Below are 26,942 nucleotides of genomic sequence, written 5' to 3'. Positions count from 1 at the left end.
CAGGCTTGCTCTTGAACCGCGTAGAGTCCCGTTATACCGGCAAGGAACGCGATGCGGGATCGGGCCTTGGCTATTTTGGCGGAGATTCTACTTACGCTTCTCCCAGCGCTCATCGTGGCGGTCATCGTGATAGAGGATAGCTGTTACATGACCCTGGGGATCGTGTTCGAAGGCGAGGCGGGTCAGGCTTCCTGTGGGATAGAAGAAGGTGTTCTGCGATTCCGCCTGAATTTCAGCGACATCGCCCTGGCCGTTGCGCAGGAAGACCTGTTCGCCCTGGCGTTGAATGGTTGCCACGAGGACGTTGCTGCTGTCACGGTATTCGCCGACGTAGCTGTCCAGCAGCGATGGAGGAAGTTTGATCGCAGGCGGGTGGAGTGGAACCAGCAGGTGCTCGGCGAGAGGAGGAAGCTGACCTTCCGTGGATGCCGGCTGACCGAATGGTGTGGTGTGGACCGGTTGTCCAAACGAATTGAGGTAGTGAGAGAGCAGCCAGCGCGGTAACTCAGGTTCATTGAAGGCACGGGTCCAGCAATCGTGTTTCAGTCCCTGGAAAATCCAGAGACGGACATGCCCGTTCGAGGCCTTGAAGGCATCGAACATCAACTCGCTTTGGCGGGGGATGACCGTGGTGTCGTCTGACCCGTGAAAGAGCCAGATCGGGGTGCGTCCGAGCCGTCGCGCGTACTCGGCTGGCAGGGTTGAAGACTCGCGCCAACGGTCCGGAGCGTAACTCCAGAAGATGCCCGTGGAGGCAAGCGCGATCGCTGCCCAGCGATGGGGATACTGGCTGGCAAGCTCCCAGGCGCCGTAGCCGCCGAGAGAGAGGCCCATCAGATAAGTGCGGTCTGGATCGGTTTGAAACTCGCGCTGCTCCTGGTCAAGACTTGCGATGGCCATCTGCAGCATGTCGGGGTCGGTCCAGAAATGGCGCTGGGGGCACTGGGGCATGACGACGACGAAGGGCCAGCGTTCCGGATGGTCCCGCAATTGTTGCGGGAGACCGATCTGGGTTTGCCACATTCCCTCGCTGCCGCGCTCTCCGCGACCGTGCAGGAAGAGGATGATGGGCCATTTTCGGACGGTTTTGCTGGCATCTTTCGCAGGTTTCGCGTGAGGGTCGGGTCGGCGATACTCCTCAGGGAGATAGACCTGAAATTTGTAGGGAACGCCATGAATCTCGAGAGTGCGGTTGAGGAAACCCGTTTCCTGCGCAGGCGGAGCCGGTTGCGTGGCGGCATGGGCAAAGAGAGGGAACGAAATAAAGAGGGCTGCAGCCAGAACAGCCAGTCCCGTGCTGCATGGCAGGCGAAATGGGTGCATGCTTTCCATCCAAACACACTGAGCGTTGGAAGGAAAGAGAGGAGTGAACCGGGGCATGTAGTTTAGTGCCACGCCCCGGAGTTTCGGTGGATTGCCTGCAAGTCGTTGAATAGTCGTCGGACGGTCAGGCGGTTTTGCTGACAAGCGCGAACATGCCGCCCTGCGGGTCGAGGGCTTGTACGATCCAGTCATCGCCCGGAACCTGATGTGGTCCATTGATGACGCTTCCACCGCCAGCTTTCAGGCGTTCGATGGCTGCATTGATGTTGTCAACCTGGAAATAGAATGTCCAGAATGGAGCCGGGACCTCGGCCGGTTTTGTCATTATGCCCCCCGAGGGTTTTCCGTCCTGGAGGAACATTTGATAGGCGCCCATCGGCCCCATGTCGATTGAACCTGCCTCTGCCCATCCGAAGAGCTTGGTGTAGAAGTCGAATGCGGCAGCGCCGTTGGTTGCCATCAGCTCGTGCCAGCTTATTGTGCCAGGAGAGCCAGCGGCTGGGCGATTGGGCGGCGTCGGCATAGCAGGGTTGGACGTGAAGAGAATGAACGCAGCTCCCTGCGGATCCGCGAAGACGGCAAGGCGAAGCATGCCAGGAACATCGAATGGAGCTTTATGGAGTTTGCCGCCTGCTGCTGTGACTTTATCGACATAGGCATCGACGTCGTCAACATGGATGTAGCCGATCCAGGATGGTTTGGAGCCTGCCATTTCGGGAAGCTTCATCATCCCGGCCACCCCGGTGCCGCCGATGTTGAAGGTGGTGTAAGGCATGTCGGGGCCGCCGACTGCCTGCGTGGTCCAGCCAACTACGTTGCTGTAAAAGGCGCCGGCGGCATCGGTGTCTGTCGTCATCAACTCATACCAGCCGAATTTTCCCTGTGGATTAGACATTGCGGAAATCTCCTATCTTTCAGGACGCGCCGATTTCAGAGCGTCGATTTGACTGGGTAAGTTGATATCAACATAATCCTAGACATGTCAAATGAATTTGCTGTGCAAGCCAGGGAAGGTCAGGCTATCGAGATTCCGTTTTCCACGACGTTGCTGGTGCGCGACACCTGTTTATGCCTGCACGTGCAAAGAGCTGCGCGGATATTGGCCCGGCGGTTCGATATGGCTTTGAGGCCGGTTGGGTTGACCAATGGGCAATTCTCGCTGCTGATGAGCCTGAATCGGCCCAACTTGCCGGGAGTGCCGCGGGCAACGGTCAGCTCCGTCGCAGAACTGCTGGGGATGGACCGGACGACACTCACTGCCGCGGCACGCGTGCTATACGGGCGCGATCTGCTAACTCTTGAGGCGGAGGAGGGTGACCGTCGCAGCAAGGTGTTGAGATTGACTATAGAGGGTAGAAGAGTGCTGGCAAAAGCGGTGCCAATATGGGTGAGCGAGCATGCCGCAGTCGAAGCCGAGCTGGGGCAGTCATCGAATGCGGACAGGCTCAGGCAGGATTTGTGCACCCTGAAATGTGGCGGATGAAGACGATGGATCACCCGCCATTTTGCCCTACAAAACGATGGCCAGGGTGAAACCGTCGTAGCCTTTGCTCCCTACGGTTTGCAGCGTGGTGGCTTGCAGTCGCGGGTTAGCGGCAATTATCTCGAACATCGCACGTGTTCCCGTAACGTTGGGGTCGGTGCTTTGTGCGTTCGAGATTTCGCCGTTGCGGATCACGTTGTCGATGAGAATAATCGTGCCTTTGTGGGAGAACTTCAAGGCCCATTCGAGGTAGGTGTGATTATTCGGTTTGTCGGCGTCGATGAAAATGAGATCGAATGGCGCAGTTCCTTCTGCGTGAAGCTGAGCGAGGGATTCCGCGGCTGGGCCAATGCGGATTTCTACGATTTCGGATAGACCGGCATGTGCGATATTTTCGCGAGCTACAGTCGCATGTTTGGCGGCGAATTCGAGCGAGATAAGGCGGCCTTCGGGAGGTAGCGCGCGTGCCAGCCAGGTGGTGCTGTAGCCGCCGAGGGTGCCAATTTCAAGGATGCGCTTTGCCCCTTGAATCGTGGCCAGCATGTGAAGAAATTTGCCCTGCGTTGGAGATACGTCGATCGATGGAAGACCGGCGGTAGCATTGGCGGCGAGAGTTGCTTTGAGGACAGGATCGGGCGAGATGAGTTTGTCCGTTAGGTAGCTGTCGACTTCGGCCCATTTGGTCCTGGACATCGCTGATTCTCCTTAGCTGGTGGGGGTAGATCCTTCGAGTTCCTGGCGAAGGTTTGCCATTGTTGTCAGATAGAAAGCAAGATTGTGGATCGAATTAAGCGTCCCGCCCAGGGGTTCGCCGGTTTGCATCAGGTGGCGCAGATAGGCACGGCTGTAGCGGCTGCAAGTCATGCAGGTGCAGTTGGGGTCGGGGGGATTTGGGTCTTCGGCGAACTGGCGATTCTTGATATTCATGCGGCCTTGCGACGTAAAGAGCAGGCCGTGACGGGCGGCGCGGGTAGGGATGACGCAGTCCATCATGTCGACGCCCATGCGAGCGTATTCGACGATCTCGTCGGGGAAGCCAACACCCATGACATAACGCGGCTTGTCCGCCGGGAGCAGCGGCAGAACGGTGGCGATGACTTCGCGGGTGAGCTCGCGGGGCTCGCCAACGCTGAGGCCGCCGATGGCGTAGCCGTCAAAATTCATCTCGACCAAGCGCTCTGCACTTTCACGGCGCAGATGCGGATACATGCCGCCCTGAACGATTCCAAAGAGGGATTGGCTGGCCGGGCTGCCGTCGGGATTTGTCGGGTTGGCGAGGCTTGCGTCGCCGTGCCACGGAACTTTGTGCTGATTGGCGCGAAAGTGCTGCAAACTGCGGGCAGCCCAGGCCATGGTGTATTTCAGGCTTTCGGCTGCGCGAGTTTCGTCAGCGGGATATTCGGTGCATTCATCGAAGGCCATGCAGATGTCCGCGCCGAGAGCTATCTGAGCGTCCATGGAGTGTTCGGGCGAGAACATGTGGCTGCTGCCGTCGAGATGCGAGCGAAATTTGACGCCTTCGCCGGAGATCTTGCGGAGCTTTGAAAGGCTGAAGACCTGGAAGCCGCCTGAATCGGTGAGCATGGCGCGGGGCCAGCTTATGAATTTGTGCAGGCCACCGAGACGCGCGATGAGATCGTGACCGGGGCGGAGATAGAGGTGATAGGTGTTTCCGAGGATGATCTGCGCGCCCTGCCTGCCTGGGCCCAATTCTTCAAGAATGCTCTGCGGCACAGCTTTGACGGTGCCCTGCGTGCCAACGGGCATGAAGACAGGGGTTTCCACTGTTTGGTGGGGCAGGTGAAGGCGAGCGCGCCGAGCGCTGCCGAGGCCGGAAGACTGGGTGTTGAGGAGTTCGAAACGGAAAGCCACAGTTCGATTGTATTTGCTTAGCCGACTACGGAACGGACCTTGGCTTCAATCATGCTGCAAGGGATGAAGATGGGCTTTCCGGTGCATTGGATGGCAAGCGTCTGGTTTGCCTGATCGTAGTTCCAGGTAAAGTCCATGCCCTGATAGCTTGTACTGCCGGATTCGCCGGTGAGGTTGAGTCCCTGGGATTGCGCAGTCTGGAGCAGGATTGCATATTGGGCTGCTGAGATGCCTTCAAAGGTCATTGGCGGACAATTGCTCATGAATATTCTTCCTCTCCACAAAAGGTAGCAAAGTAGGGGCAAATTGTAAGCAAGGCATCGGACATCGCGTATTTTGTAGACTTTAGAGATGATCGAGATTCGCAATGCGGTGATTCGCGATTGGGAGAATCTGTGGGAGATTCTGGAACCGGTCATTCGCGCTGGAGAAGTCTTTGCGTTGCCCACGGATATGCCGAACGAGGCAGCGCTGGAATACTGGTTTGCGCCAGGAAACTGGGTCTTTGTCGCTGAGGAGAACGGGGCGGTAGTTGGCTCGTACTATCTGCGCGCCAACCAGCGCGGCGGTGGATCGCATGTTTGCAATTGCGGCTATGTCACGGCGGAGTGGGCTGGCCGCCGCGGTGTGGCTAGCAGGATGTGCGAGCATTCGCTGGGGTTCGGTAGCGCTGTCGGATTTCGCGCGATGCAGTTCAACTTCGTGGTGAGCACCAATGAGCGAGCCGTGCAACTGTGGCAGAGGCATGGCTTCACGGAAGTTGGCCGTTTGCCCCGCGCGTTTCAACATCCCGTGCTGGGATTCGTGGACGCATTGGTGATGTGGCGATCGCTCGAAGAGTAGTGCTGGCGAAGAGCAAGCACTGGCGAAGAATAAGCGCTGCGGATCTTTTCATAAGAACAGGCCCAGCGTTTGCGGACCCTCATCGCCTTCATCCTCAGGAAAGCCGCCAATAATGCCCCTCTGCGCGAGATAGTCGGCGATTTTAAGCAGGACGTGCGCGGTCACCGTGCCGAAGAGAATCCAGGCGAGAATGTGCAGCTTCGTTTCGGTTGCAATCTCCAGCTTTACGGTAAAAATGACCAGCAGCGGGAAGACTGCGCCATAGAGGGTGAAGACGATGGGCAGATTGGTGCGACCGGGCATGCGAGGGCGTGTGAAGGGAATCTGTGTGCGGCCTACGAAGAAGAGATCGGCGAGAAGCAGAGACAGACTGGTTCCATAAATGGCTTGAAGGGCGAGGTCGAGATAACTCCACTTGAGGGCCAGAAGGATGCAGAAGACCGCACTCGTGATAAGTCCGCAGAAAAGCAGAACCCAGGTTTTAGCTGCCTTGGCGTCGTTGCCCGGATAGGGAAGATTGATAGGAAAGACCCAGCGAGCGAGCATGTCCACCGGGAAGGCGTAAGCGGCTCGCAGGCCGGTTACGAGCCAGAACAGGAGCAGAGGCAGGACTGCGTGGAGACCGGAATTTGAGAGCGCGAAGGACAGTTTGCCGGTGGAGTTATTCGGCAAGACCTGCAGAGTAAGGACGCTGCACAGAGCCAGCGCAAAGCCTACTCCGGAATAGATCGCGAGGTACACCTGATACCGCGTGCTCCTGGTAATGGTCTGACTGATGAAGTGGAAGATAGCGCGTTGTTGCGGCCTTGAGAGCAAAGTCCGGTGCAGCAGATTGGCGATGACACTGCTGCTTTGTCCCCGCGCTTTGGATGCTCCTTCGAGTGCGCGCTTTTTCTGACGCGACCAGGCCAGCGGATAGGTGAGTACTGCGAGCGAGGCTGCTGCCGCCGTTGCGTACAGGCCGATGGACTCCAGCGCATAGGCACCCGCCGGCGCTGAGCTGCCGTAGAGGAGTTGTTCATAGAGGCCGAGAAACCAGAGTGGCGGAATAAAGCCGGCGAATGTGGCGTGGCCTTCCAGAAGCATCTGCATGTGGCTGGCAAGCAGCGGATAGAGGAAGAGGACGAGCAGTAGAACGGTAATCGAAAGCGATTGCAATATGGGCGAAATCAGCCCGAACCATCGTGACGGCAAGACACACAGCATGACGCCCTTGATCGCAAGCATGACGAGTGCTGCGAAGATGCCCGCAAGTGTAACCGCAACCAGGTGAGCCCATGCGCAATGAAAGTAGCTTCCGCCTCTGGGTGTGCTGGCAGCAGGAAAGAAAATCAGTCCAAAGAGATTGGCCGCAACCAGGAACATGCCAAGGAAGCTCAGCACTGCTTTCCCTTTGGCGTAAAACAGATCTCGTGACTTAAGCGGCATCGGCAGCAGGATTAGAAAATCAGCACGATCGGGGAAGAGCATGTCCCACTGAAAAGTAGCAACCGCGCCCATGACGACAAAGGAGTAGAGAACGAAGAAATATCGATCCGCGGCGACCGCCCAGACCGGGCGATTGGCATAGTGGGCAAACAGCCAGAAGGCGACCATCAGCGCGGGCACGGCGCAGGTACAGAGCGCACGAATGACCGTCGTTTCCGTTTCCGCTTCAAGAGAGAGCGTGTCGTTGTCGAAGAAGCGGCGGAAGAAATGATGGTAGAGCGTTCGGCTGCGAATCTTGTTATTGGGCATGGTTAACCTTCATGACCTGCACCAGGTCGCGGGCGACTTGTTCTGTGTCTGTCTGTTGAACGAGCTGGGCAAAGACACTTTCAAGATCGGGCAGGCTGGTTAGTTCGGTGAGCTGGCTGGGTGAGGCGTCGGCTACGACGTTGCCTTTCGCGAGGATGATGACGCGGTCGCAGACGCGCTCTACAACTTCGAGCACGTGAGAGATGTAGAGGATAGCTTTGCCTTCGCGGGCCAGCAGGACCAGCAGGTCTTTGAAGAGGCGAGCGGTGACGGCATCGAGCCCGGAGAGAGGTTCATCGAAGATGAGAAGTTGCGGATCGTGCAGCAGTGCGGCAGAGAGCAGGACGCGCTGCTTCATGCCTTTGGAATAGTCGGAGATAGCGGAGTATTGCGAGGCTTCGAGAGAAAAAAGCTGCAGCAATCCGCGAGCCTTGGTGTCAATGAGTTTTTCCGGCATGCCGCGGAGGCGGCCAACCAGTTGCAGGTATTCGAGCCCGGAGAGATGGGTGTAGACCTGCGCTTCTTCTGGGACATAGCCGAGATGGGCGCGAAATCCCGCTAAATCGTCATGGATATTCTTTCCGCAAAAGAGGATCACGCCGTCGCTGGGCTCGATCATGCCGGTAATCATCTTGACGGTAGTCGATTTACCCGAGCCATTGGGGCCGAGGTAGCCGAGAATCTCCCCTTGTTTGAGCAGGAAACTGACGTTTTGCACGGCGGGGATAGTGCGGTAGCGTTTGGTGACATTTTTCACTTCCAGCATGGACTCTCCAGTTTGCGGACGGTCATTTACTCGACATACCCTATGTAGTACACTTCTCATGAAAACGTCAAGTGCAGACTTTAGGTATCGGATTCAGGTATCTTGATTGCGAGCAGGCTATGAGTACGGAAATATGAGTGCAGGCAAGTTGTCCCATACCGTTGCGATCATCCTGAAGGCGCTGAGCCTTGGATATCAGTTCGGCTTCGAGATCATGGAAGTCACCGGGTTACCGAGCGGCACGGTGTATCCGGCATTGCGGCGGCTGGAGCGGGATGAGTTCGTTTCTTCGAACTGGGAAGCGGAGGAAGATGCTTTGAAGGAGCAGCGGCCCGCGCGGCGGTACTACTCTCTTACCCGGGCGGGCAAAGAGGCAGAGTCGACCGCCACGAGGCGATATCCACTCCTTTCACGGCTGCTTCCGGAGAAGATGGTGAAGACTCAATGAGCCTTCGCAGAGAAGATTTCGCGTCGAGCCAAAATGGGCCACGAGCAGCACGCCAGCGACTGATGCAGAAGCTGGACCGGTGGGCATTTCCAATCGCCGAGCTGCTGGTACCGGCGCAAAAACGATCGGAGTGGGCGCAGGAGTGGCGTGCCGAGTTGTGGCAGTTGCAGAATGGCTCGCGACGAGCGAGACCGGCACACGGCGCTCTGTCTGAGGCTCTGAGCCTTGGCTACGGACTGATTGCCGACGCTGGATGGCTGAGGGTTGACTGGCTGCGAGCCAGCGCTCGCGGCTCTGCGGGATGGTGCCTTACCGTTCTCTCGCTGTATTGCCTGCTGAGCGCGGTAACAGAGTTTACGCTGCTCGGTTCCTGGCATACGTTTCTGCACATCCTGGGGCGGCATTTTTTCGGCTGCTTCATCTTTGTGGCTCTACCGGCGATCTTTGTGGCGATGGCGACATATCCGCTGCGACCGCTGCGGTGCGAGGGCCAGCATGTCGGCAGGCTGCGTCTCTCGGCGCGTGCGCGATGGAACTTATTTCTAGTCGCCAAGATGATCCTGACGCTCGCGCTTGGCTTTCTGACAACCATGATGGCTCTCGTTCCAATGCGAGCGGCCCTGGGCCGTTATTCGGACTGGGGTGAGCTGATCTTTTCGACCGTCGTGGTGACGGTTGGCTTGCGCTGGGCACTCCTTAATCAGGAACAGCGATGCCAGAAATGCCTGCGCCTGCTGAGCCAGCCGATGCGGGTTGGCCGGCCATCGTACAACTTTCTTTACTGGAGCGGCATGGAGATGGTCTGCACCGATGGACACGGCCTGCTGCATGTCCCCGAGATGCGTGGTAGCTGGTGCTGGTACGACCGCTGGGTGGAGCAGGACCCGATGACGCTTTCGCTTCAGATTTAGATTCCGTTGCTGCCTGTTTGAACTATTTGCTGCCCGGTTAAGCTATTTGCCGGGAGCGCCGAGTTTGAGGCGAAAGCCGATGCGCTCGACTCGCGGAGTGCCAAGTGTGAGCAGCGGTGTGCGTCCGACGTCGATTGAGCGGTCGAAGAGGTTTTCGCCGGACGAGTAAATTTCCCAGCGCTGGCCGATATCGTGAGAAGCGTATGCGTCCAGCTTGAAATAGCCACGCAGCAGGTAGGTATTGGCGTCGTCATCGAACTGACGTCCGCTGATTTTGCCTTGCAGGCTGAGTGTGCCGATGGCACGGCGGTAGCCGCGAATCTGCAGGGTGCCCATCTGGTGCGCTACCTGGGGAATCCAGTTGCCAACGAGCTGAGGCTGCTGGGCGTACTGGGTCACTGTGGCGTTTGTGTATTGGTAGCCGGTGTTGATGGTCATCCATCGTGCCGGTTGTAGCTCAAGATCGGCAGAGATGCCGCGGCTCTCGATTCGGCCCAGGTTTTCGCGCGTGAGCTGGATTGGGTTCGATGTCGGATCGGTCGTCAGGGCGGTGATGGGGCGGTTGACGCGGGTCCAGAAGTAGCTTGTGCGCAGCGTGCCCCAGCGCTGCTCCATGGCGATACCCGTCTCCCAGCCTGTGGCGCGTTCGCTGCGCAGATTGTTGTTCGGCAGAGTCAGCAGGCTGCCCACCTGGGTCGAGCGATAGAGTTCGTTTGGTGTGGGAGCGCGGTAAGCGCGGAAGCCGTTGCCCGAAAGAGCGAAGTGCTGACCGAGCTTACGGGATATGCCCAGGCGAGGATCGAAGACGCGTTCGCCAAACTGGGCAAGCGGCGCCTGGGCAGGTTGAATGCGCACGCCGTCAAAGTTGCTGAACCAATCGATGCGGCCAGAGGCGCTGATGGTCCACGCCTGGCGTATGTAAAGCAACTCGGCGTAGGCTCCGGTCTGGCGCTGACGGTCGCTGAGATTGATGGGGCTGGTGACATTGCCTTTGTACGTGGTCTCTTCGTCCAGCGCTCGTACGTCGTGTGTGTCGGCGCCAGCTACGAGAAGTAATCCGGGAGCGAGAGGCTGGCTCCAATGCAGTACGGCTCCCATTTCATCATCCGGCGTGCGTACAAAGCGGTTCAACGATTCGGAATTGCGGTCCGAGGCGATGGTTGAGAAAGTCTGGCGGTAATGCTCGGCGGAGCCGTAGGCGCGGAAGGTCAGAGCGCCGCCACTGGCATTGGTCCAGTCGCTGCCGGTGGAGTAACGCCACAGCCGAGTGCCATTGGTCTGGACGGGCGTGCCATTGCCTCGGGCCTCATTCATAATGCTGCCGCGCAGGAAAAGGCGCAGGTTGCCCTGCTGATGATCAGCGAGAATGAGGCCATTCTGTGCGTGAACATTGGACGGAATATCCACCAGGCCGCGCACGTCAGGAGAAAGCTGGGTGAAGCCATCGGTGCCGATAACGCCACCCGTGGCCATCGCTCCCCAGCGGCCATGATGGCCCTCGACGAGGAGGCTGTCGTCGTAGGTATTTTCGGAGCCGTAACTGGAGTTAAGCTCGGCGAAATTGCCGGTTGGCCGAATAGGAATAACGTTCACCACGCCACCAATAGCACTGGATCCGTAGAGGTCGCTGGCTCCGCCACGCACCAGCTCCACGCTGCGGATGGAAAGCTCCGGCAACTCCTCCCAATGAATCCAGCCGCCAAAGGCGTCATTCAGCGGAACATCGTCTTGCGTGACGAGAGTGCGGCTTGCGGATGTAGATCCTAGTCCTCGCAGGCTTAGCCCTTGCGACGATGGGTTGGCAACCAGCGAACTCGACCGGCGAAATGTTTCGACACCGGGGACAAGCCGTAGCTGGCCGTCGAGCGTGATCGGTGCGGCTTGCTGGAGATTGGTTTGCGTGAGCAGGCGCGTGCTGACCGGGCTTTCGAGATCGCCCATAGGTGTGCGGTATGCGGTGACGGAAATATTCTCGCGGACTGAACTGAGATCCAGAGTGATCGGAATGCCTGCCTGCCATTGCGCTTTGCGTGTAGAAAATCCCTGCGCCTCAATCGTGACCGGGCAGCTTAAGGAACGGACACTTGAGGAATAGGCAAGTGCCAGGCGGCCAGCCGCGTCGGTGGTGCCGAGGAGGCTGCCGGAGCAGTCAAGAACGCGAGCGCCGGAGACAGGAGAACCCATGGCATCGACCACGCTGGCTGTCACTGGTGTGCTGGGCGTAACCGGTGCCTTGGTTGGCGCCGGATCGGACGTACGATCGGTTGCAACAGGGGTAGACGAAGATTGCTGAGCCCATGCGGATGCGCAGGAGAAAACCAGGGATAGGAGCATCGCTGGAGCGAGCGCGGAAACCCGGAAAACAACGCTGATCCGGTTAAGAGGGCGGGATGAAATCCTGGTCTGTTTGATCTGGTCTGGCTTGATCGGAATCGACTGGATCCGAACCGATCGGATCGGGGCAGACAGGGTCCGGACAGACAGGAGAAGCAAACCCAGGAGAAGCAAACCGAGTGCCATTGGGAAAATCCTCTTCTAAGTGTGGCGAGCCCTTCAGCAAGGATGCCATAGTCTTGTGCAGGATTGGATGCATGACGTCTGGCGCGATTTCAGCCAGCGGAACGAGTACAAAAGACCGTTCTGCCATGCGGGGATGGGGGAGATGAAGCGTCTCGGTATGAATGATTCGATCTCCATAGAGAATGAGGTCGAGATCGAGCGTGCGCGGGCCGTTCGGAATGCCGTTGGTGCGGTCGCGGCCGAAGCTATGTTCGATTTCCAGCAGATGTTCCAGAAGGGCCTGAGGTTCAAGGCTGGTCTGGAGCGCAGCCGCGGCATTGAGAAATGACGGCTGATCCGCATAGCCGACCGGCCGCGTGAGGTAAAACGAGGAACAGGCGGTTAGACTGCCCAGTCCGCGAAGCCGTGTCAGCGCTGCGGAGAGCGTCTCTTGCGGCGAGCCAGCGGGGCTGGGAAGGTTGGAGCCGAGAGCGATGTAGGCGGTTTCTGTCACTGCACTCAGGGTAACAACTTTGCACCATGCCATGATCTGGTGCGAGAGCTTAGGCGGCCGGTGTGATGAACTCGACAGATTTCCGCTTACCGCCAAAGTTGCGGTTGAGGAAGCGAACGGCCGGGCCTTCGGCGTAGAGATGGATCAGCACTGCCACGAGAATGGAGACCGTAACGAGAATCAAAGCTCTCCACACGGAATCGAGTTTCAACCAGTCGTGGTATTTCCCCAGGGTCCGTCCAATTGAGTATTCGCAATAAGGATGGACAAGATAGAGGATGTAACTTGCGTCGCCGATAAGAACCAGCGAAGCAAACTTTGTATCCCATTTGCCCTGAGACAGCAGGCTCGCGCTCACAACGAGTAAGAAGGAGGGGATACCCAGCGTCAGAACACGCTCCAGAGGCAAATGAGGACGCAACGGCGGGAAAATCCCTTGAATCGCGATCAATTGCAATGCGGCGGCAATACACACGATCAAAGAAGGCCAGCGAATCCTCCGCGCAACGTGATCAGGGAATGCGCGGCAGAGGTAATAGCTGAGAATGCCGAGGATGAATTCCAGAACGATCTCACGTGAATAAAACTGGGCAGCCACGCTTTGTGCGGCGAAATGGGCGGAGACGAGCATGACCGCGATGACGAGGAATGAGCCAATCCAAACCGCATAGCGCTTGTAAATGAGTAATCCTATGGCCAGGGTGAGATAGAAATACATCTCGTAATTAAGACTCCAGCCGATGAACAACAGGGGCTGGATAAGGCCGCTTCCCTTGGTAAAAGGAATGAACAGGAGGCTTCTGACAAGATCGAAGCCGTCGGCGCGAGTTGAGCCCATCAGTTGGGGAATACACAGCGACGCCAGGAAGAGAAGCAACGTAAAGAACCAGTATGGCGGTACGATGCGCAAAACGCGGCGGCGGAAGAAGAAATCGCTGCTGGAGTCACTCGCCGGGTCAAGGATGCGGGCCATGATGTAGCCGCTGATGACAAAGAATACATCCACACCAAACGAGCCGAACGGGCGCATGCTAGGAAATGCAAAGCCGGTATGAAACACAACCACAGCAACCGCTGCAAACGCACGCAACAACTGAATATTATTGAGCTTAGTGGTGGTTTTCACTGAGGCCTCATGGATTGATCTGGCGACGGTGGGAGCGGATTGCGCTCTGATTCAACGTAACATCTGACAGCGGATTTCTATAGATGCCTGTCCAATCGCGGCATTTTAGAAATCGTGGGTGAGGCAGGTGGACCAGACCTACTGGCGGAGGGTAACGGTGGTAGCACCGGCACCACCTTCCTGGTGGGTAGGCTCCTGGATGGAAGCGACGTGCGGATGAGTGCGGAGGAACTCGCGCAAAGCGCGCCGCAGAATGCCCATGCCGGTGCCATGAATCACGCGAACGGTCGGCAGGCCAGCGAGGAATGCCTGATCGAGATACTTCTCCAACTCGTGTGTCGCCTCATCCACGGTATGACCGATGAGGTTGATCTCGGACTTCATATCCTCCGATCCGCTGCTGGTCACGGTTACGCGAACGCCCTTTTGCCGCGCGACGGCGCTCAGAGGAGTCTGCTTCTGATCGGCTTTGTTCGGATTGACCACTTCGGCGATATCGTCGCGCTTGATGCGCATTTTCAACGCGCCGAGTGAGATTTCATAGAGATCCTTTTCCACTTCCCGCGCGACGGTGCCGATCTTGTTCATGCTCTTGATGCGCACCTGGTCGCCGATCGCTATGTTTCGCACGACGTGAGGCTGGGCATTCGGATCGCCGACGTCCGCCCCTGATTTATGCGCGACAACCGTCGAATTGAACTGCTCTTCGAAGTCCCGGCGCAGGCGCTGGATGCGGCGCTCAGACTCCTTGGAGAGCTTGAGCTGAGCGGTGCGATCATCGATTGCGGCAACTGCCTGGCGCATCTGAAATTCGAAATCCTTCAGCAGAGAGCCAAGCTTTAGTTCCAGTTCGCGTGTGCGCTTTTTGAGTTCGACGTCGCCTTCACGAGCGAGGCGTGCGCGTTCCTGGTTGAGGCTGTACTGCTCAGCGCGGGCAGCTTTGCGTTCTGCCTCAAGCTCAACGAGTTGCGTATGCAGGCTCTGAAGGAACCGTGCGATATCTACCTGCTGGGTGCCGAGCCGGTCGTGCGCAGCGCGAATAATATCCAGGTTGAGGCCGAGCCGTTCGGCGGTCTGGATGCCCGCGGAAGCTCCCGGAACACCAAGGCGAAGCTGGTAGTTGGGGGCCAGTGTCAGCTCGTCCACACCGGCCGCTGCGTTGACGACACCGCGTGTATTCGCTGCATAGACTTTCAACGACGTATGGTGCGTGGAGATGAGTGACCATGCTCCGGAGCCGAGGAAGTAGGCGGCAATCGCCACGGCCAGCGCAGAGCCTTCATCGGGGTCCGTGGCCGAACCGAGCTCGTCCAAAAGAACCAGCGCAGATGGCGTGGCCAGGCGCGATAGACGATCGATATTCGTGATGTGTGCGGAGAAGGTCGAGAGGGCCTGTTCGATGGACTGAGCATCGCCGATGTCCGCAAGGAATGCAGTGAAGACAGGCTGCGTGGCCGCTGTTGCAGGAACAGGGATTCCAGCCTGGGCCATGATGGCGAGCAGCGCCGTGGTCTTGAGGGTAACTGTTTTGCCGCCGGTGTTCGGGCCGGAGATGATGAGTTGTCGTGCCGATGACTCAAGCTGAAGTGTCAGAGGGACGATGCTGCCGCCGGAGGCGCGAAGCCGTTTCTCCAGGAGTGGATGTCGAGCGGATTCAAGACGGAAAACAGCAGTAGCCGGATCGACTGAAAAGACAGGGCGAACGCAGTCGTAGTCCATGCTGAAACGGGCACGTGCCTGTAGAGAATCAACCAGGGCCAGAACGCGCGCACCGGCCACGAGTTGTTCGGCGTAACCGCCCACGAGACGCGTGAGGGCAACGAAGATCCGATGAATCTCAGCCTGCTCTTCTTCGAGAAGGCGAACGAGCTCGTTGTTCTGCTCAATCGTTTCGAGCGGTTCGACATACACTGTTTGGCCGGACGAACTGGCTCCGTGAACGACTCCGGATACGCGCCGCTTCTGCTCGGATTTGACTGGGATGACGAAGCGATCGCCGCGAATCGTGATCAGATCGTCCTGGGTATGGCCATCGGTGGAGAGCTTACGCAGGGCCGAGCGCAGGGATTCTTCGATGACTCTCTGCTGGCGCTGCTGGTCATTGCGAATGCGGGAAAGCTCAGGGCTGGCATCGTCAGCAAGAGTGCCATCGGGCAGCAGCTTGCGGTCGATGGATTCCGCGAGTGGACGCAGATCGACGGTGAGTGCGGAGCTGGCATCCTGCAGCCCGAAGATGACATTCGCAGCGCTGGCGGGCGGGTTGCGCATGATTGCCTGCCAGGCGCCGATATCGTTCGCCAGCCGGCCAATGGCCTGAAGCTCTTCCGGTTCCATCGCCGCGGAGGGTATCTGGGATTTGGCCGCGAGTTGTGTCGGATCGAACAGGCCGCCTAGCGGGATGCTCACCGCGGAGTTGAGCAGGCTGCGAAGTTCAACGATCAGTTGATGCTGCCGCTCAATCCAGGCTGGATCCGTCGAGGGAGTCAGCGCCTCGATCCATGTGCGTCCCGGTCGCGATGCGGAGTAGGTTGCCAGCAACGTGAGAAACGGCTTCCACTCCAGAGAGTGCGCATCGAGGTGAGTAACGGGTGCGGGGATGGGATCGAGCAGGGAAGCGAGTGGGAAATCTGGATGTGTGTCAGGCGGCGGCATACTGTAACTATCGTAGCTGGTATGCGAAGAGCCTGTATTACAAGTGCAATCTATCGTTGCAGAAGACAGACCGGCGCAGGATTTCTGTCACCAGGAGCCTGGGGAGCGCATCTTGTTAAGTATGAGTAATCTATCCGCAGATTCAACGCCGCAGATCACACTGGCCGAGATCGATAACCTTGTAGACGTGTTTTATGGCAAGGTCCAGCTCGATCCATTGATTGGTCCAATCTTCCTGCAGGAGGTGGAGGACTGGCCCGCGCATCTCGCCCTGCTGAAGGATTTCTGGGCCTCATCCATGCTGGGCACAGGCTCTTTTAAAGGCAATCCACTGGAAACACACCTGAGGCTGCCGAAACTGAATCGTGAGCATTTTGAGCGGTGGCTGGCGCTCTTTGCTGAAACTGCATCGGAGCAGCTTGTGCCCGCACATGCCGCGCTTTTTGTGACGAAATCTCGCCGAATTGCGGAGACTTTTCAGCGGGCGATTGCTGCGCGGCAGGGCGGACTGGGCATCATCCCCTCAAAAGTTGGATCCTGATTAAGCCAGGGGCAAAGTATGGATTATGGAACAAGAAAGATGGAGAGCGCGTACCTATCGTTAGCCGGAAATTAGGTTTTAGTGCCGGAAGGGTTGGAGGCGCTTATGTATTGCGGTGGATGTGGACAGGCTTTAGTCGCGGGACAGGCTTTTTGCCCTCAGTGTGGGCGGACAAACGTAGTAGACGTGCAACCGGGAATCATCCCTGTTCCGAACCTGAGCTACCTGGAGCGGCGCTTCAATGCGCTGTCGGTTGGCTGGTTGTTGTATGCCGGACTCATGATTTTCTTTGGGGTGATCGGGCTGTTTTTTGCCGAAGCTTTTCTTGGCGGATGGATGGGAAACTGGGCTCATGGCCCGTTCTCTGGCTTCGATCACGGGCACAGTCGTTTACATGAATTTTTCAACGGCCCAGGCATGCCGCTGTTCTTCGTCCGGCTGGGCTGGGTAGCATTGGCTCTCCGAGCCGGGTTGGCGGTTGCAGCCGGAGTAGGACTACGGCAAAAGGCTCCCTGGGGACGTTGGGTGGCGATTGTCGCCGCTTTCTTCTCGCTGTTTAGTTTTCCCCTGGGAACGGCGATAGGGATATGGACGCTCATCGTGCTGCTGAACACATCCAACGCGGCTGGATATGAGGCGATGGCTCAAGGATAACGACCGGTCATCCGATAGCAGGCACTCAGGCCAGGGTCGCCGTTTAGGTAACCGTCGCGGATCGAAGGATAGAATCGGAGTATGGAATTTCCTTTGATCCGTATGCGGAGAACGCGGCGCACCGAGGCTTTGCGGCAGTTGGTACGCGAGACCAGGCTAGAACCAGGCCAGTTGATCTATCCGTTGTTTCTGTGTCCGGGCGAGGGCGTACGGCGCGAAATCAGCTCCATGCCCGGTGTCTTCAACCTGTCGATTGATGAAGCAGTGAAAGAAGCGGAAGAAGCCGCGCAGCTAGGAGTGGGCGGCCTTCTGCTGTTTGGGCTTCCGGAAACGAAGGACGAAGCGGCGACAGGCGCGTGGGACGATTCCGGGATCGTGCAGAGCGGTCTGCGAGCATTGAAGGCTACGTCCGCCTCGAAAAAACTGGTTCTGATCGCCGATGTGTGTCTCTGCGAATACACCAGCCACGGGCACTGCGGCATCGTGACCGAAACAAGCGACGGCTATGAGGTCGAAAATGATGCCTCGGTCGATGTGCTGGGCCGGACGGCGGCAAGTCTTGCCAGGGCTGGAGCGGATATCGTTGCGCCAAGCGACATGATGGATGGACGTGTCGCTGAAATTCGCCGCGCACTGGATGACGATGAACTGGAGCAGACGCCAATTCTGAGCTATGCCTCCAAGTTTGCATCGGCATTTTATGGACCGTTTCGTGAGGCTGCAGATTCGGCTCCGCAGTTCGGCGACCGGCGCAGCTATCAGATGGATGGAGCTAACATTCGCGAGGCAATGCGAGAGATTGAGCAGGATCTCGGCGAAGGCGCCGACATGATTCTCATGAAGCCGGCAATGCCCTACTTGGACGTGATTCGCGCCGCGCGGGAACGATACGATGTGCCGATGGGCGCCTACCAGGTGTCAGGAGAATATTCGATGCTGCAGGCGGCCTTTGCCCGGGGCTGGCTGGAGCCGGAGCGCGCCATGCTGGAGTCTCTGGTGGGAATACGCCGCGCCGGTGCGGATTTCATCGTGACCTACTTCGCGAAAGAAGCAGCGCGAGTGCTTTAGCCGCGAATGCTCTCCGTAAATCCTCTCCATCTTATGGCGGAGGCTTGCGGTGGAGAACCTGACGCAGAGCGAGGTGGATATATACTTCGATGCGTGCAGATCGGTCCAGGAATCCGTGACGCACGAGGAGATATGGTTTGCCCCTTTCACACGATGGGTCGCAGGATTGGTCGCGAAGAGGATTTCTAAAGTCACTGTCGCGAACTGCGTTGGTGCTTTCGCTGGAAGATGTGTTGCACCTGGCGCGTCCGGCACTTGGGCAGGCCGTTGAGCAAAAGCCCGCAGCCGGAATGGCGCGTCCGGGCTACGAAGCACAGGCGAAGGCTGCTCCCGGCGGATTGAATTCTCCCATAGCCGGTACACCGCTGGGGCTCAGTTTTGTCGATGTGGCCAAAGAGTCCGGGCTGACAACAAAGACCATCTACGGCGGCGAGCATAAGAACAAATATCTGTTGGAGACCACGGGCTGCGGCGTAGCTTTCTTCGACTACGACCATGACGATTGGCTCGATATCTTTCTGGTGAACGGCTGGCGTCTGGAAGGCTTTCCCAAAGGGCAGGAGCCGGTCTGTCATCTCTTCAAAAACAACCGCGACGGCACCTTTACCGATGTAACGGCAAAGTCCGGGCTGGGGCGTTCCGGATGGGGACAGGGCTGTTGCGTCGGGGACTATAACAACGATGGATGGAATGATTTATTCATCAGTTATTACGGTCAGAATGCGCTCTATAAAAACAACGGCAATGGCACCTTTACCGACGTCACCAAAGAAGCTGGATTGTTGCAGTCTAAGTTGCGATGGAATTCCGGTTGCGCTTTTCTTGATTACGACAAGGACGGGCATCTCGACCTGTTTGTCGGCAACTACATTGATTTTGATTTAAAGACAGCGCCTCTGCCCGAGGATGCCGGGTGCGCTTACAAGGGCATCACTGTCGCTTGCGGGCCGCCGGGTTTGGAGGGTGGAAAAAATCTGCTCTATCACAACAACGGTGACGGCACCTTTACCGACGTCAGTCAAAAAGCAGGTATGTGGGACACTATCGGAACATACGCTCTCTCCGTTGCAGTCGGTGATATCGACAACGATGGCTGGCCGGATATTTATGTCGCGAACGATTCAACTGCCGCCACCTATTATCAAAATCAAAAAGACGGCACATTCAAGGATGTAGCAATTGAAGCCGGAATTGCATACTCTCCCGATGGCAAGCCGCAAGCGGGCATGGGCGTATCGCTTGGAGATTTCAATCGCGACGGACTCCTGGATATCGTCAAAACCAACTTCGCCGGAGATACCGATTCGTTGTATCTCAACTTAGGCGATGGAACGTTTGAAGATCATACTTATCTATCCGGCCTTGGAATCAACACACGCTATCTTGGATGGGGCGTCGGCTTTCTCGATATGGATAACGATGGCTGGCCTGACATTTTGATCTCCAATGGACACGTCTATCCAGAGGTAGATGGAACGCACATCGATGCTCCTTATGCCGAACACAAGTATCTCTATCGCAACCTGAGAAATGGTCAGTTCGAAGAAGTAACGAAACTTGGAGGAAGCGGCATAACCGATGCAGCGGCTGCACGTGGTTGCGCCTTTGGCGATTATGACAACGACGGGCGCATGGATGTGGTGGTGAACTGCGTCAACAGCAGTCCGCAGCTACTGCGCTGCAATTGGACGGACGACACCACTCGGAATCGCAACTGGATCAAGGTGCGCACAGTAGGGACGAAGAGCAATCGTGCAGGTATTGGCGCGCGACTCATGGTGACTGCGCAGACTGACCCAAAGGCAACGAAGCCGATGGTCCAGATAGATGAAGTGCGCTCCGGTGGAAGTTACTATTCGCAGAACGATCTCCGTGTGCATTTTGGTTTGGATCAGGCGAGGAAAGTCGATGTGCTGGAGATTAGGTGGCCGTCTGGAGCTGTAGATATATTGAAGGATCTTGAGGTGAACAAGCTGTTTGTCATCCAGGAAGGCGGGAAGATATTGAAGACAGACTCGTTTGGAGAAAAGAAGAAAAGCTGATGCAGGAAGAAGGGTTATAGATATACGGTATGGATGGCAGCGAGAGCGCGTGGAGTAGACCCTGTTCTCAAAAAAACACTTCGGATTTGTTCTTCTCGGAATAGCGATAACCTGTCTCGCGATGGGTTGGCCCTCGGCAGTTTCCGCAGGCAAAATCTCATCCGATGCGGCGACGTTTCAACTGACCGATCCCAATGCGGCATGCGCCAAATGCCATCAGGCTATCTACAAGCGCTATCGCACTACGCCGATGGCCCGTGCCAGCGGACTCGCGATAGATGGCTTTATGCCCGCGAGTTTTACGCATCCGGCCTCCGGCATCTCGTACCGAATCTCAGAAGAAGATAGGCGTGTCTGGCTCTCATTTGAGAGAGACACGACAACTGGTTCGACAGGGCAAGCACTACAAGGGCGACGAGAGCTGAAGTATTTTCTCGGCTCCGGCAAACGTGGTCGAACGTATCTCTTCGAGGACGAGGGTTACTGGTTCGAGATTCCTATTAACTGGTACGCGAAGAAGCAGGTCTGGGACATGGCTCCCAATTATCTGACTGCAAGCGAAATGCCGTTGACTCTTCCGGTTGATCCTGGATGCCTGCGCTGCCATGCTTCATCGGCGCAACCATCGTTGCCGCAAGCGCGAAACAAATATGCGAGTGTGCCATTCCTTCATGGCGGGATCACGTGCGAAGCATGTCACGGCAACTCCGAATCGCATATAGCTTCGCGCGGAAAACAGGCAATGACAAATCTGAACGAGTTGAAACCTGCGCAGCGGGATTCGATTTGCCTGAACTGTCATCTGGAGGGGCAGGCAGCCATAGTTCATCAAGGCAGACGCCTGGTGGATTTTCATCCAGGAGAAAGCATCTTTGACTACGCGAGTTTCTTCGTTCACAAAGCTGAAGCAGGCTCAGGTGGACGCGCCACAAGCCAGTGGGAAGCCCTGTTGCAAAGCGCGTGTAAGCGTGGCGCAGGAGACAAGCTGACATGCACCAGTTGCCACGATCCGCATGGTACAACGGACACGTTGAGCCAGCCGGAGAGGATCGCATTCTACCGGGCGCGCTGCCTCCAATGTCATGGAGCAAGCGGAAGCGCAACCGCCAGCGGCGCGACATTTGTGAAGACCCACCATCCAGAAAATGTAGATTGTGTTTCCTGCCACATGTCTCGCAATACATCGAACGACATTGCGCATGAACAGGTGACGGATCACCGTATTCTTCGCATTGCAGCGAGCGGATATGTGCCTCCAGCTAAAACAGGGCCTCTGGTTGCTGTTGGAGCAACGATGCTCGGAAGCGAAGTATCGGAACGCGATCTCGGTTTGGCCTATGCCCAGATGGCGGCAGGGGGGGATCGGGATGCGGCAACGCGCGCACACGAGTTACTCCAGAGCGCAGAAAAGCATCCTGAAGCAGATACCGATCACGAGCTGCACGATCAGCTTGGATTTTTGGATCAGCTCGCGGCGAATAACGATGCAGCTGGACGCGAGTACGGATTAGCACTGAAGGCAGATGCCGACGATGCTTTTGCCGCGGGAAATCTCGCGCTTCTCAAAGCTGGAGAGAAGAAATACGGCACGGCAATCGATCTCTGGCAGCAGGCTTTTCAAGACGACCCAGTGGAATTGCGCGCCGGAATGAACCTGGCAATTGTGGAGTGTGGCGTCGGCCAGCGGGAGGCAGCATTGCGCACTCTAAACAGAATTCTACAATTTTCTCCGGACCATGAATCAGCCAAGGTACTCTTGCGGGAGATACAGTCAGGAAGACGTAGCTGCTCCAAACCCTGATCGGTTTCATCTTCCCGAGTAGATACGGTGTGGCAGGAAATGCATACCAGAGAGTACATAAAATCTGTGTCAGGATGGCACGGTTAAGCTTCCCAAACACGTCTCAAAGATCGAACTAGACAGGTCTATATATCTCCAAATGCCTGTTCAAAAAAACTTGAACTTAGAGCATAAGTAAAGGCATTTACTCAGCGTTTGTTGAAACGCACTAACTGTCGTTTATCAGGCCGTGCGAAGGGTCGTTTTATGACCTGGCTCCTGACTATCAAATGCCCGGGCAATTTATAGTGTGCATCCTTCCTTTGTTACGCCGAGTATCGTGCCGAGCATTGTAAGGAAAGGCTAAGTCAAGGGATGCCTTAAGGCAGAGATCCTCAATAAAAGATGCGGGAACGGCGTTCATAATTGCCTTAGTTAATCGGTTTTCTTAATAACTAAAAGCTAAACCAAGGGTAGAAAGCACCCGAAAAGATATTGGAAACGCTTACAGAATTTACCGTTACAGATTGCTGCACACGAGTAATATTTTTGGCATTGAAGGGATTGACAGCGGTCTAACTTTTACTCTATCGTTCGGCGGTATTCCGAAGTGCATCTTTTGATTGACTCCGTCAGCAAACTTTGGGGTGATGTGCATTCGGGAAAAACCATCCTTCGAATCGAGACTCGAAGCTAGAGATTCGTCGATGAGTAACAAGATAGAGAGCGGGCTTAGCCAACGTGGCAGGACTCGCCGGGATTGTTCGCATGCGGTGGAAAGTGCTCCGTTGATCTCTGTACATACACGCAGATTGCAGGCGCCAGTGTTTTGACCTTGGCCAACTGCAGCCGCGATGCGATGACAGAAGCAGACGAAAACTTTTCAGGCATGCAGAACAAAAGTTGATCCATAACGGATTGAACAATTTCAGGAGACCGCAATGACTAAGTACTTGCGGGCAGCATTCGGAACGGCACTCCTCGCCACCGTTTGCCTGCTCATTAACGCACCCGTGTGCGCCCAATCGGTTTACGGATCGATTTTTGGCACAGTGACGGACAAGACCGGGGCCGTAGTACCAGGGGCAACGGTAACGGTGACAGACGAAGCCAAGGGAACCGTGGAGGTTGCAACAACCAACGGATCTGGCGACTTCACCGTATCGCATCTTGTTCCGGATACCTACGATGTAAAGATCGAAATCAAAGGTTTCAAGAGTTCGATCACCAAGGGTGTGACCGTACTTGCAGACACTGCTCCGCGAGTCGATATGGCTCTTGAAGTTGCCGGGGGCGGCGCAGAAACAGTTGAGGTCAACGCCGAGGCAGTTCCTCAGTTGAAGACTGACCGCGCCGACGTTTCTACTATTTTTGATTCTCAGCAGGTTTCCGATCTTCCCGTTGGCGATCAAAATTTCACAAACCTGCAACTGCTATTGCCAGGCGCGCAGCTCCTGGGCTGGTCGCACGCCGCGGATGAAAACCCGCAGGCCTCCAAGCAGATTCAGATCGATGGTCAGGCTTTCGGCGGCGTTGCGTATGAGTTAGATGGAACCGACAACGAGGATCCGATCCTGGGTATTATCGTTGTCAATCCCTCGCTGGATTCCATCACCGAAGCCAAGATCACTACGCAGAATTTTGACGCCGAGTTGGGCAAAGCTGTTTCGGCCGTCATGACCGTCCAGACCAAATCCGGATCCAACAGCATTCATGGCAGCGCCTACGACTTCCGCACCGGCAACGCCAATCTCGCCCGTGAGCCATTCTCCCAGCCGCCTACACCCGGAGTAATTCCGCCTGGGTTGAAGAACAAGTTCGGCGGTTCGATCGGTGGGCGAGTCATTCGGGACAGGTTGTTCTACTTCGGCAGCTATGAAGGCCAGCGCCAGAAGGTGGGAACGTCCGAAGTCAACACTCTTCCTTCGCAGTTGCTGACCGAGACATGCCTTGGCAATAAAGTAGGTCCAAGCGGCATCGCGGGTTGCGATTTCAGCGAATACCTGGCTAACCTGCCTACCGGCCAAGGCCAAATCTTCAACAATACTTCTGGTAGCCCGGTGGCTTACCCCGGCAACGTAATTCCAGCAGCAATGGTTTCTACTCAATTCAAAAACCTTCTTACTGTATTGGAGCCTTTCACCAAGCTTGAGACTGGCGGCGCGTTGAATGGTCTCGACGGAAACTCCAAGGGGAGCGGAACAGGCCTTTTCAACAGTGACATGTGGACCACGCGCGTTGACGACACGATCAGCCAGAGGATGAACGCATTTGTCCGGTTCTCTCGCTGGACGAATACGCTGAGTGGTGCGCAAATGTACGGTCCCGCAGGTGGTCCCGGCTTTGGAATTGGCGGCTACGGTGGGCAATCTACCAGCGCCGACGATAGCGTGGCTGTTGGCACGGACTATGTATTCAATCCGAAGCTGATCACAGATCTGCGCCTTGGCTATCTGCGCTACAACATCAATGACCAGAAGAATGATCAGGGCACGGAGTTCGCCAATACATTGGGAATTCCGGGCATCAATCTTGGAACGACGATTACTGGTGGTTCTCCTGGCTTCCTCGGTACAACGCTGGCAGGCGGTGCTCACCAGCCGCTCTGGGGCGACGGATTGGGCGTCAGCCGTTGCAACTGCCCACTCATCGAGCGTGAAGATCAGTTCCAGATCGTAAACAACTGGACCAAGACTATCGGTAATCACTCAGTCAAGATTGGTGGCGACCTTCGCTATGGCCGCAACCTCCGCGTACCTTCCGATAACGATCGCGCCGGCGTTCTGAACTTTGGCACCGGGCCGACATCCAGCAATGGATCAGATGGTCTGGGATTCGCAACCATGGCTCTCGGCGATGTGACCAGCTTCAATCGCTATGTGTCTACCTCGACAAATGCGAAGGAGTTCCAAAAGAGAGTCTTCTTTTACGCGCAAGACACGTGGCGCGCCAGCAGTAAGCTGACTCTGAACCTGGGCGTTCGCTGGGAGCTGTATTTCCCGGAGACCGTCAATGGTCCGGGCAATGGCTCTCTGATGAACTTGAATGATGGTTATCTGCACGTGGCTGGGGTAGGCGGCATTGGCTCCAACATGGATTGGCAACTGAACAAGAAAAAGCAGTTTGAACCGCGTATCGGCGTTGCATACCAGGTAAATCCGCAGACTGTCGTTCGTGCCGGTTACGGGCGCAGCTTTGACCTTGGCGTATTCGGTTCAATCTTTGGCCATACGGTCACACAGAACCTGCCAGTTCTGGCTAACCAGAGCATCAGTAACGCGGCAGACTCCATTACGGGCGAGGCGTTCTGCCTTGGCTCTCCAGCAGAAAACCCTGGGTGCATTCAGGACAATGTCGCAGCAGGTCAACCAAAGGCCACCGGTGGTCCCGTGCTTTATACGCCGCCAGCCGTGCCCTCTAGCGGACTGCTTCCGAATCCCGGCTCAACTGTTGGTTCCAAGGCACGTCCTAACCCGCTTCAATTCCCGACACTGGATGCGTGGAACCTCAGTGTGCAACGCGCTCTGACGCCTACCCTGTCTCTGACGATTGCTTATGTTGGAAACAAGGGAACACATACGTTAAGCGATGGCGACGGCAACAATACGAATCCAAATGAAGCGGCCATTTCTCTTCCTGGTCAATCCAAGATTGGCTCTACAACACTGGGTAGCATCAACGGTCAGACGCTGCATTGGGATCCACGTGCTCCCTCTGTGCCAGATGCAACAGGGGCTACCTCAAACCAGACATACCTGGAACGTTATTACGGTGGAAAGCTGGCTGCCTGCTCCGATCCTGCGTATGCGCCACCGATAGATTCGAACCTGCCGGGCGGCTTGCCTGCAGGATCATGCGGTTGGTCGCAGAGTATCCAATACGACGGAGATGACCAAAACACGAACTTCAATGCCTTGCAAGTTACGCTGGCTCAACAGCAGTGGAAAGGCCTGGCCGTAACCGCCAATTATCAGTGGGCCAGCGCTTTCGACTCCAACAGTCAGTATGCGACCTGGAGCAAGCGAGTCGCTTACGGACGTGACAGCAATGTTCGACAGAATGCTGCTACGTTGTACGGGAGCTATGACCTCCCATTCGGTAAAGGGAAGATGTTCGCTCCAGGAGTCAATCGGGCGACCGATCTGCTCATCGGCGGTTATGAGTTGTCAGGCACGTTAAACATGTCCAGCGGCCTGCCGTGGTCGCCGAACATCAATTGCAAATTCTCGTATACGGCTGCAGATGGCACCATGCAGACTGCGAACGATCTGCCTTCATCGGCGCCATGTTATCCAAACAAGACCGGAGCCCGCATGAGTACACATGCGTCGAGCTTCGATCCTACTTCGGCAACGAGAACGTTCTTCCAGGCCCAGACTTTGGGCGGTGGAATCTTCTCCGATGCCGGATTGGACAATATCGGAAACAACGGGCGAAACACCTATTGGGGACCTGGTTTCTACAACACGGATTTGTCGTTGCAGAAGAGCTTCCAAATCTGGGAGAAGGTCAACATGAAGTTCCGCTTCGATGCCTACAATGCCGTGAACCACATCAATCCTGGCCTGCCGAGCACCAACGTTCTTTCGGCGGGTACGATCACTGGCGAAGCACCCGGGCCGGGACCTCGTTACCTGGAGTTCTCGCTGAAAACTACCTTCTAACAGTCAGCCGGAAATACAC

Annotated in this window: 21 protein-coding genes and 1 pseudogene; 11 read left to right on the top strand and 11 right to left on the bottom strand. The window is 56.5% G+C overall.

Features of this window, described 5'->3' with window-relative positions:
• Positions 1 to 87 precede the first annotated feature (87 nt).
• Both OHL19_RS01255 and OHL19_RS01250 read right to left on the bottom strand, forming a co-directional pair.
• Positions 88 to 1,323: an alpha/beta hydrolase-fold protein gene (locus tag OHL19_RS01255; protein ID WP_263355762.1), complete on the bottom strand. Its 1,236-nt coding sequence runs from the start codon at positions 1,321 to 1,323 to the stop codon at positions 88 to 90.
• A 124-nt stretch (positions 1,324 to 1,447) separates the two neighbouring features.
• Positions 1,448 to 2,218 carry a VOC family protein gene (locus OHL19_RS01250; protein WP_263355761.1) on the bottom strand — a complete coding sequence of 257 codons (771 nt, stop codon included), beginning with the start codon at positions 2,216 to 2,218 and terminating at the stop codon, positions 1,448 to 1,450.
• Between the two features lie 84 nt (positions 2,219 to 2,302).
• On the opposite strand from OHL19_RS01250, the gene OHL19_RS01245 reads away from it, so the two are divergent.
• Entirely contained in the window at positions 2,303 to 2,806 is a 504-nt protein-coding gene (locus tag OHL19_RS01245) for a MarR family winged helix-turn-helix transcriptional regulator (protein WP_263355760.1), read from the top strand.
• Positions 2,807 to 2,833: 27 nt separating this feature from the next.
• On the opposite strand, the gene OHL19_RS01240 is transcribed toward OHL19_RS01245, so the two are convergent.
• The 3 genes from OHL19_RS01240 to OHL19_RS01230 are packed head-to-tail and all read right to left on the bottom strand — an operon-like array spanning position 2,834 to position 4,941.
• Positions 2,834 to 3,499, bottom strand: a complete 666-nt coding sequence (locus OHL19_RS01240; RefSeq protein ID WP_263355759.1) for an O-methyltransferase — start codon at positions 3,497 to 3,499, stop codon at positions 2,834 to 2,836.
• Between the two features lie 12 nt (positions 3,500 to 3,511).
• Entirely contained in the window at positions 3,512 to 4,678 is a 1,167-nt protein-coding gene (gene tgt / locus OHL19_RS01235; protein WP_263355758.1) for a tRNA guanosine(34) transglycosylase Tgt, read from the bottom strand.
• Between the two features lie 17 nt (positions 4,679 to 4,695).
• On the bottom strand, positions 4,696 to 4,941 hold the full coding sequence (locus tag OHL19_RS01230; protein ID WP_263355757.1) for a hypothetical protein: 246 nt from the start codon (positions 4,939 to 4,941) through the stop codon (positions 4,696 to 4,698).
• 88 nt (positions 4,942 to 5,029) lie between these two features.
• On the opposite strand from OHL19_RS01230, the gene OHL19_RS01225 reads away from it, so the two are divergent.
• A complete protein-coding gene (locus tag OHL19_RS01225; protein ID WP_263355756.1) occupies positions 5,030 to 5,521 on the top strand; it encodes a GNAT family N-acetyltransferase in 492 nt (163 codons plus the stop codon).
• A 48-nt stretch (positions 5,522 to 5,569) separates the two neighbouring features.
• Here the strand turns inward: OHL19_RS01225 and OHL19_RS01220 are convergent, their stop codons facing one another.
• Positions 5,570 to 7,258 carry a hypothetical protein gene (locus OHL19_RS01220; protein WP_263355755.1) on the bottom strand — a complete coding sequence of 563 codons (1,689 nt, stop codon included), beginning with the start codon at positions 7,256 to 7,258 and terminating at the stop codon, positions 5,570 to 5,572.
• Positions 7,248 to 8,024, bottom strand: a complete 777-nt coding sequence (locus OHL19_RS01215) for an ABC transporter ATP-binding protein (RefSeq protein ID WP_263355754.1) — start codon at positions 8,022 to 8,024, stop codon at positions 7,248 to 7,250. Before OHL19_RS01215 ends, OHL19_RS01220 begins: the two co-directional genes overlap by 11 nt.
• Before the next feature lie 133 nt (positions 8,025 to 8,157).
• Between OHL19_RS01215 and OHL19_RS01210 the strand changes: the two genes are divergently transcribed.
• Positions 8,158 to 8,472: a PadR family transcriptional regulator gene (locus OHL19_RS01210; RefSeq protein ID WP_263355753.1), complete on the top strand. Its 315-nt coding sequence runs from the start codon at positions 8,158 to 8,160 to the stop codon at positions 8,470 to 8,472.
• On the top strand, positions 8,469 to 9,383 hold the full coding sequence (locus OHL19_RS01205; RefSeq protein ID WP_263355752.1) for a hypothetical protein: 915 nt from the start codon (positions 8,469 to 8,471) through the stop codon (positions 9,381 to 9,383). The genes OHL19_RS01210 and OHL19_RS01205 overlap by 4 nt, the downstream gene beginning before the upstream one ends.
• 42 nt (positions 9,384 to 9,425) lie before the next feature.
• Here the strand turns inward: OHL19_RS01205 and OHL19_RS01200 are convergent, their stop codons facing one another.
• From OHL19_RS01200 to OHL19_RS01185, 4 genes are all read right to left on the bottom strand, one after another.
• Positions 9,426 to 11,717, bottom strand: a complete 2,292-nt coding sequence (locus OHL19_RS01200; RefSeq protein WP_263355751.1) for a TonB-dependent receptor — start codon at positions 11,715 to 11,717, stop codon at positions 9,426 to 9,428.
• 43 nt (positions 11,718 to 11,760) lie between these two features.
• Complete coding sequence (gene folK / locus OHL19_RS01195) at positions 11,761 to 12,429, bottom strand: 2-amino-4-hydroxy-6-hydroxymethyldihydropteridine diphosphokinase (protein WP_317890534.1); 669 nt, start codon at positions 12,427 to 12,429, stop codon at positions 11,761 to 11,763.
• A gap of 16 nt (positions 12,430 to 12,445) precedes the next feature.
• Entirely contained in the window at positions 12,446 to 13,522 is a 1,077-nt protein-coding gene (locus OHL19_RS01190) for an acyltransferase family protein (RefSeq protein WP_263355750.1), read from the bottom strand.
• Between the two features lie 138 nt (positions 13,523 to 13,660).
• Positions 13,661 to 16,174 carry an endonuclease MutS2 gene (locus OHL19_RS01185; RefSeq protein ID WP_263355749.1) on the bottom strand — a complete coding sequence of 838 codons (2,514 nt, stop codon included), beginning with the start codon at positions 16,172 to 16,174 and terminating at the stop codon, positions 13,661 to 13,663.
• 121 nt (positions 16,175 to 16,295) lie between these two features.
• Between OHL19_RS01185 and OHL19_RS01180 the strand changes: the two genes are divergently transcribed.
• The 7 genes and pseudogenes from OHL19_RS01180 (at position 16,296) to OHL19_RS01155 (ending at position 26,923) form a co-directional block, all read left to right on the top strand.
• Positions 16,296 to 16,715 carry a group III truncated hemoglobin gene (locus OHL19_RS01180; RefSeq protein WP_263355748.1) on the top strand — a complete coding sequence of 140 codons (420 nt, stop codon included), beginning with the start codon at positions 16,296 to 16,298 and terminating at the stop codon, positions 16,713 to 16,715.
• 81 nt (positions 16,716 to 16,796) lie between these two features.
• Entirely contained in the window at positions 16,797 to 17,369 is a 573-nt protein-coding gene (locus OHL19_RS01175; RefSeq protein WP_263355747.1) for a hypothetical protein, read from the top strand.
• 81 nt (positions 17,370 to 17,450) lie between these two features.
• Positions 17,451 to 18,437: a porphobilinogen synthase gene (hemB, locus tag OHL19_RS01170; protein WP_263355746.1), complete on the top strand. Its 987-nt coding sequence runs from the start codon at positions 17,451 to 17,453 to the stop codon at positions 18,435 to 18,437.
• A 290-nt stretch (positions 18,438 to 18,727) separates the two neighbouring features.
• Positions 18,728 to 20,479, top strand: coding sequence for a CRTAC1 family protein (locus tag OHL19_RS01165; protein ID WP_449701826.1), 1,752 nt, complete (start codon positions 18,728 to 18,730; stop codon positions 20,477 to 20,479).
• A gap of 121 nt (positions 20,480 to 20,600) precedes the next feature.
• A complete protein-coding gene (locus OHL19_RS01160; RefSeq protein ID WP_263355744.1) occupies positions 20,601 to 22,280 on the top strand; it encodes a multiheme c-type cytochrome in 1,680 nt (559 codons plus the stop codon).
• A gap of 920 nt (positions 22,281 to 23,200) precedes the next feature.
• Positions 23,201 to 23,530 (top strand): annotated as a pseudogene (locus OHL19_RS22975) (carboxypeptidase-like regulatory domain-containing protein); the annotation flags it as partial.
• A gap of 405 nt (positions 23,531 to 23,935) precedes the next feature.
• Entirely contained in the window at positions 23,936 to 26,923 is a 2,988-nt protein-coding gene (locus OHL19_RS01155; protein WP_449701825.1) for a TonB-dependent receptor domain-containing protein, read from the top strand.
• The last annotated feature ends 19 nt before the right edge of the window (positions 26,924 to 26,942 follow it).

The organism is Acidicapsa ligni (assembly GCF_025685655.1).
Lineage (GTDB): Bacteria > Acidobacteriota > Terriglobia > Terriglobales > Acidobacteriaceae > Acidicapsa > Acidicapsa ligni.
This window is presented reverse-complemented; position numbering and strand designations above follow the sequence as displayed.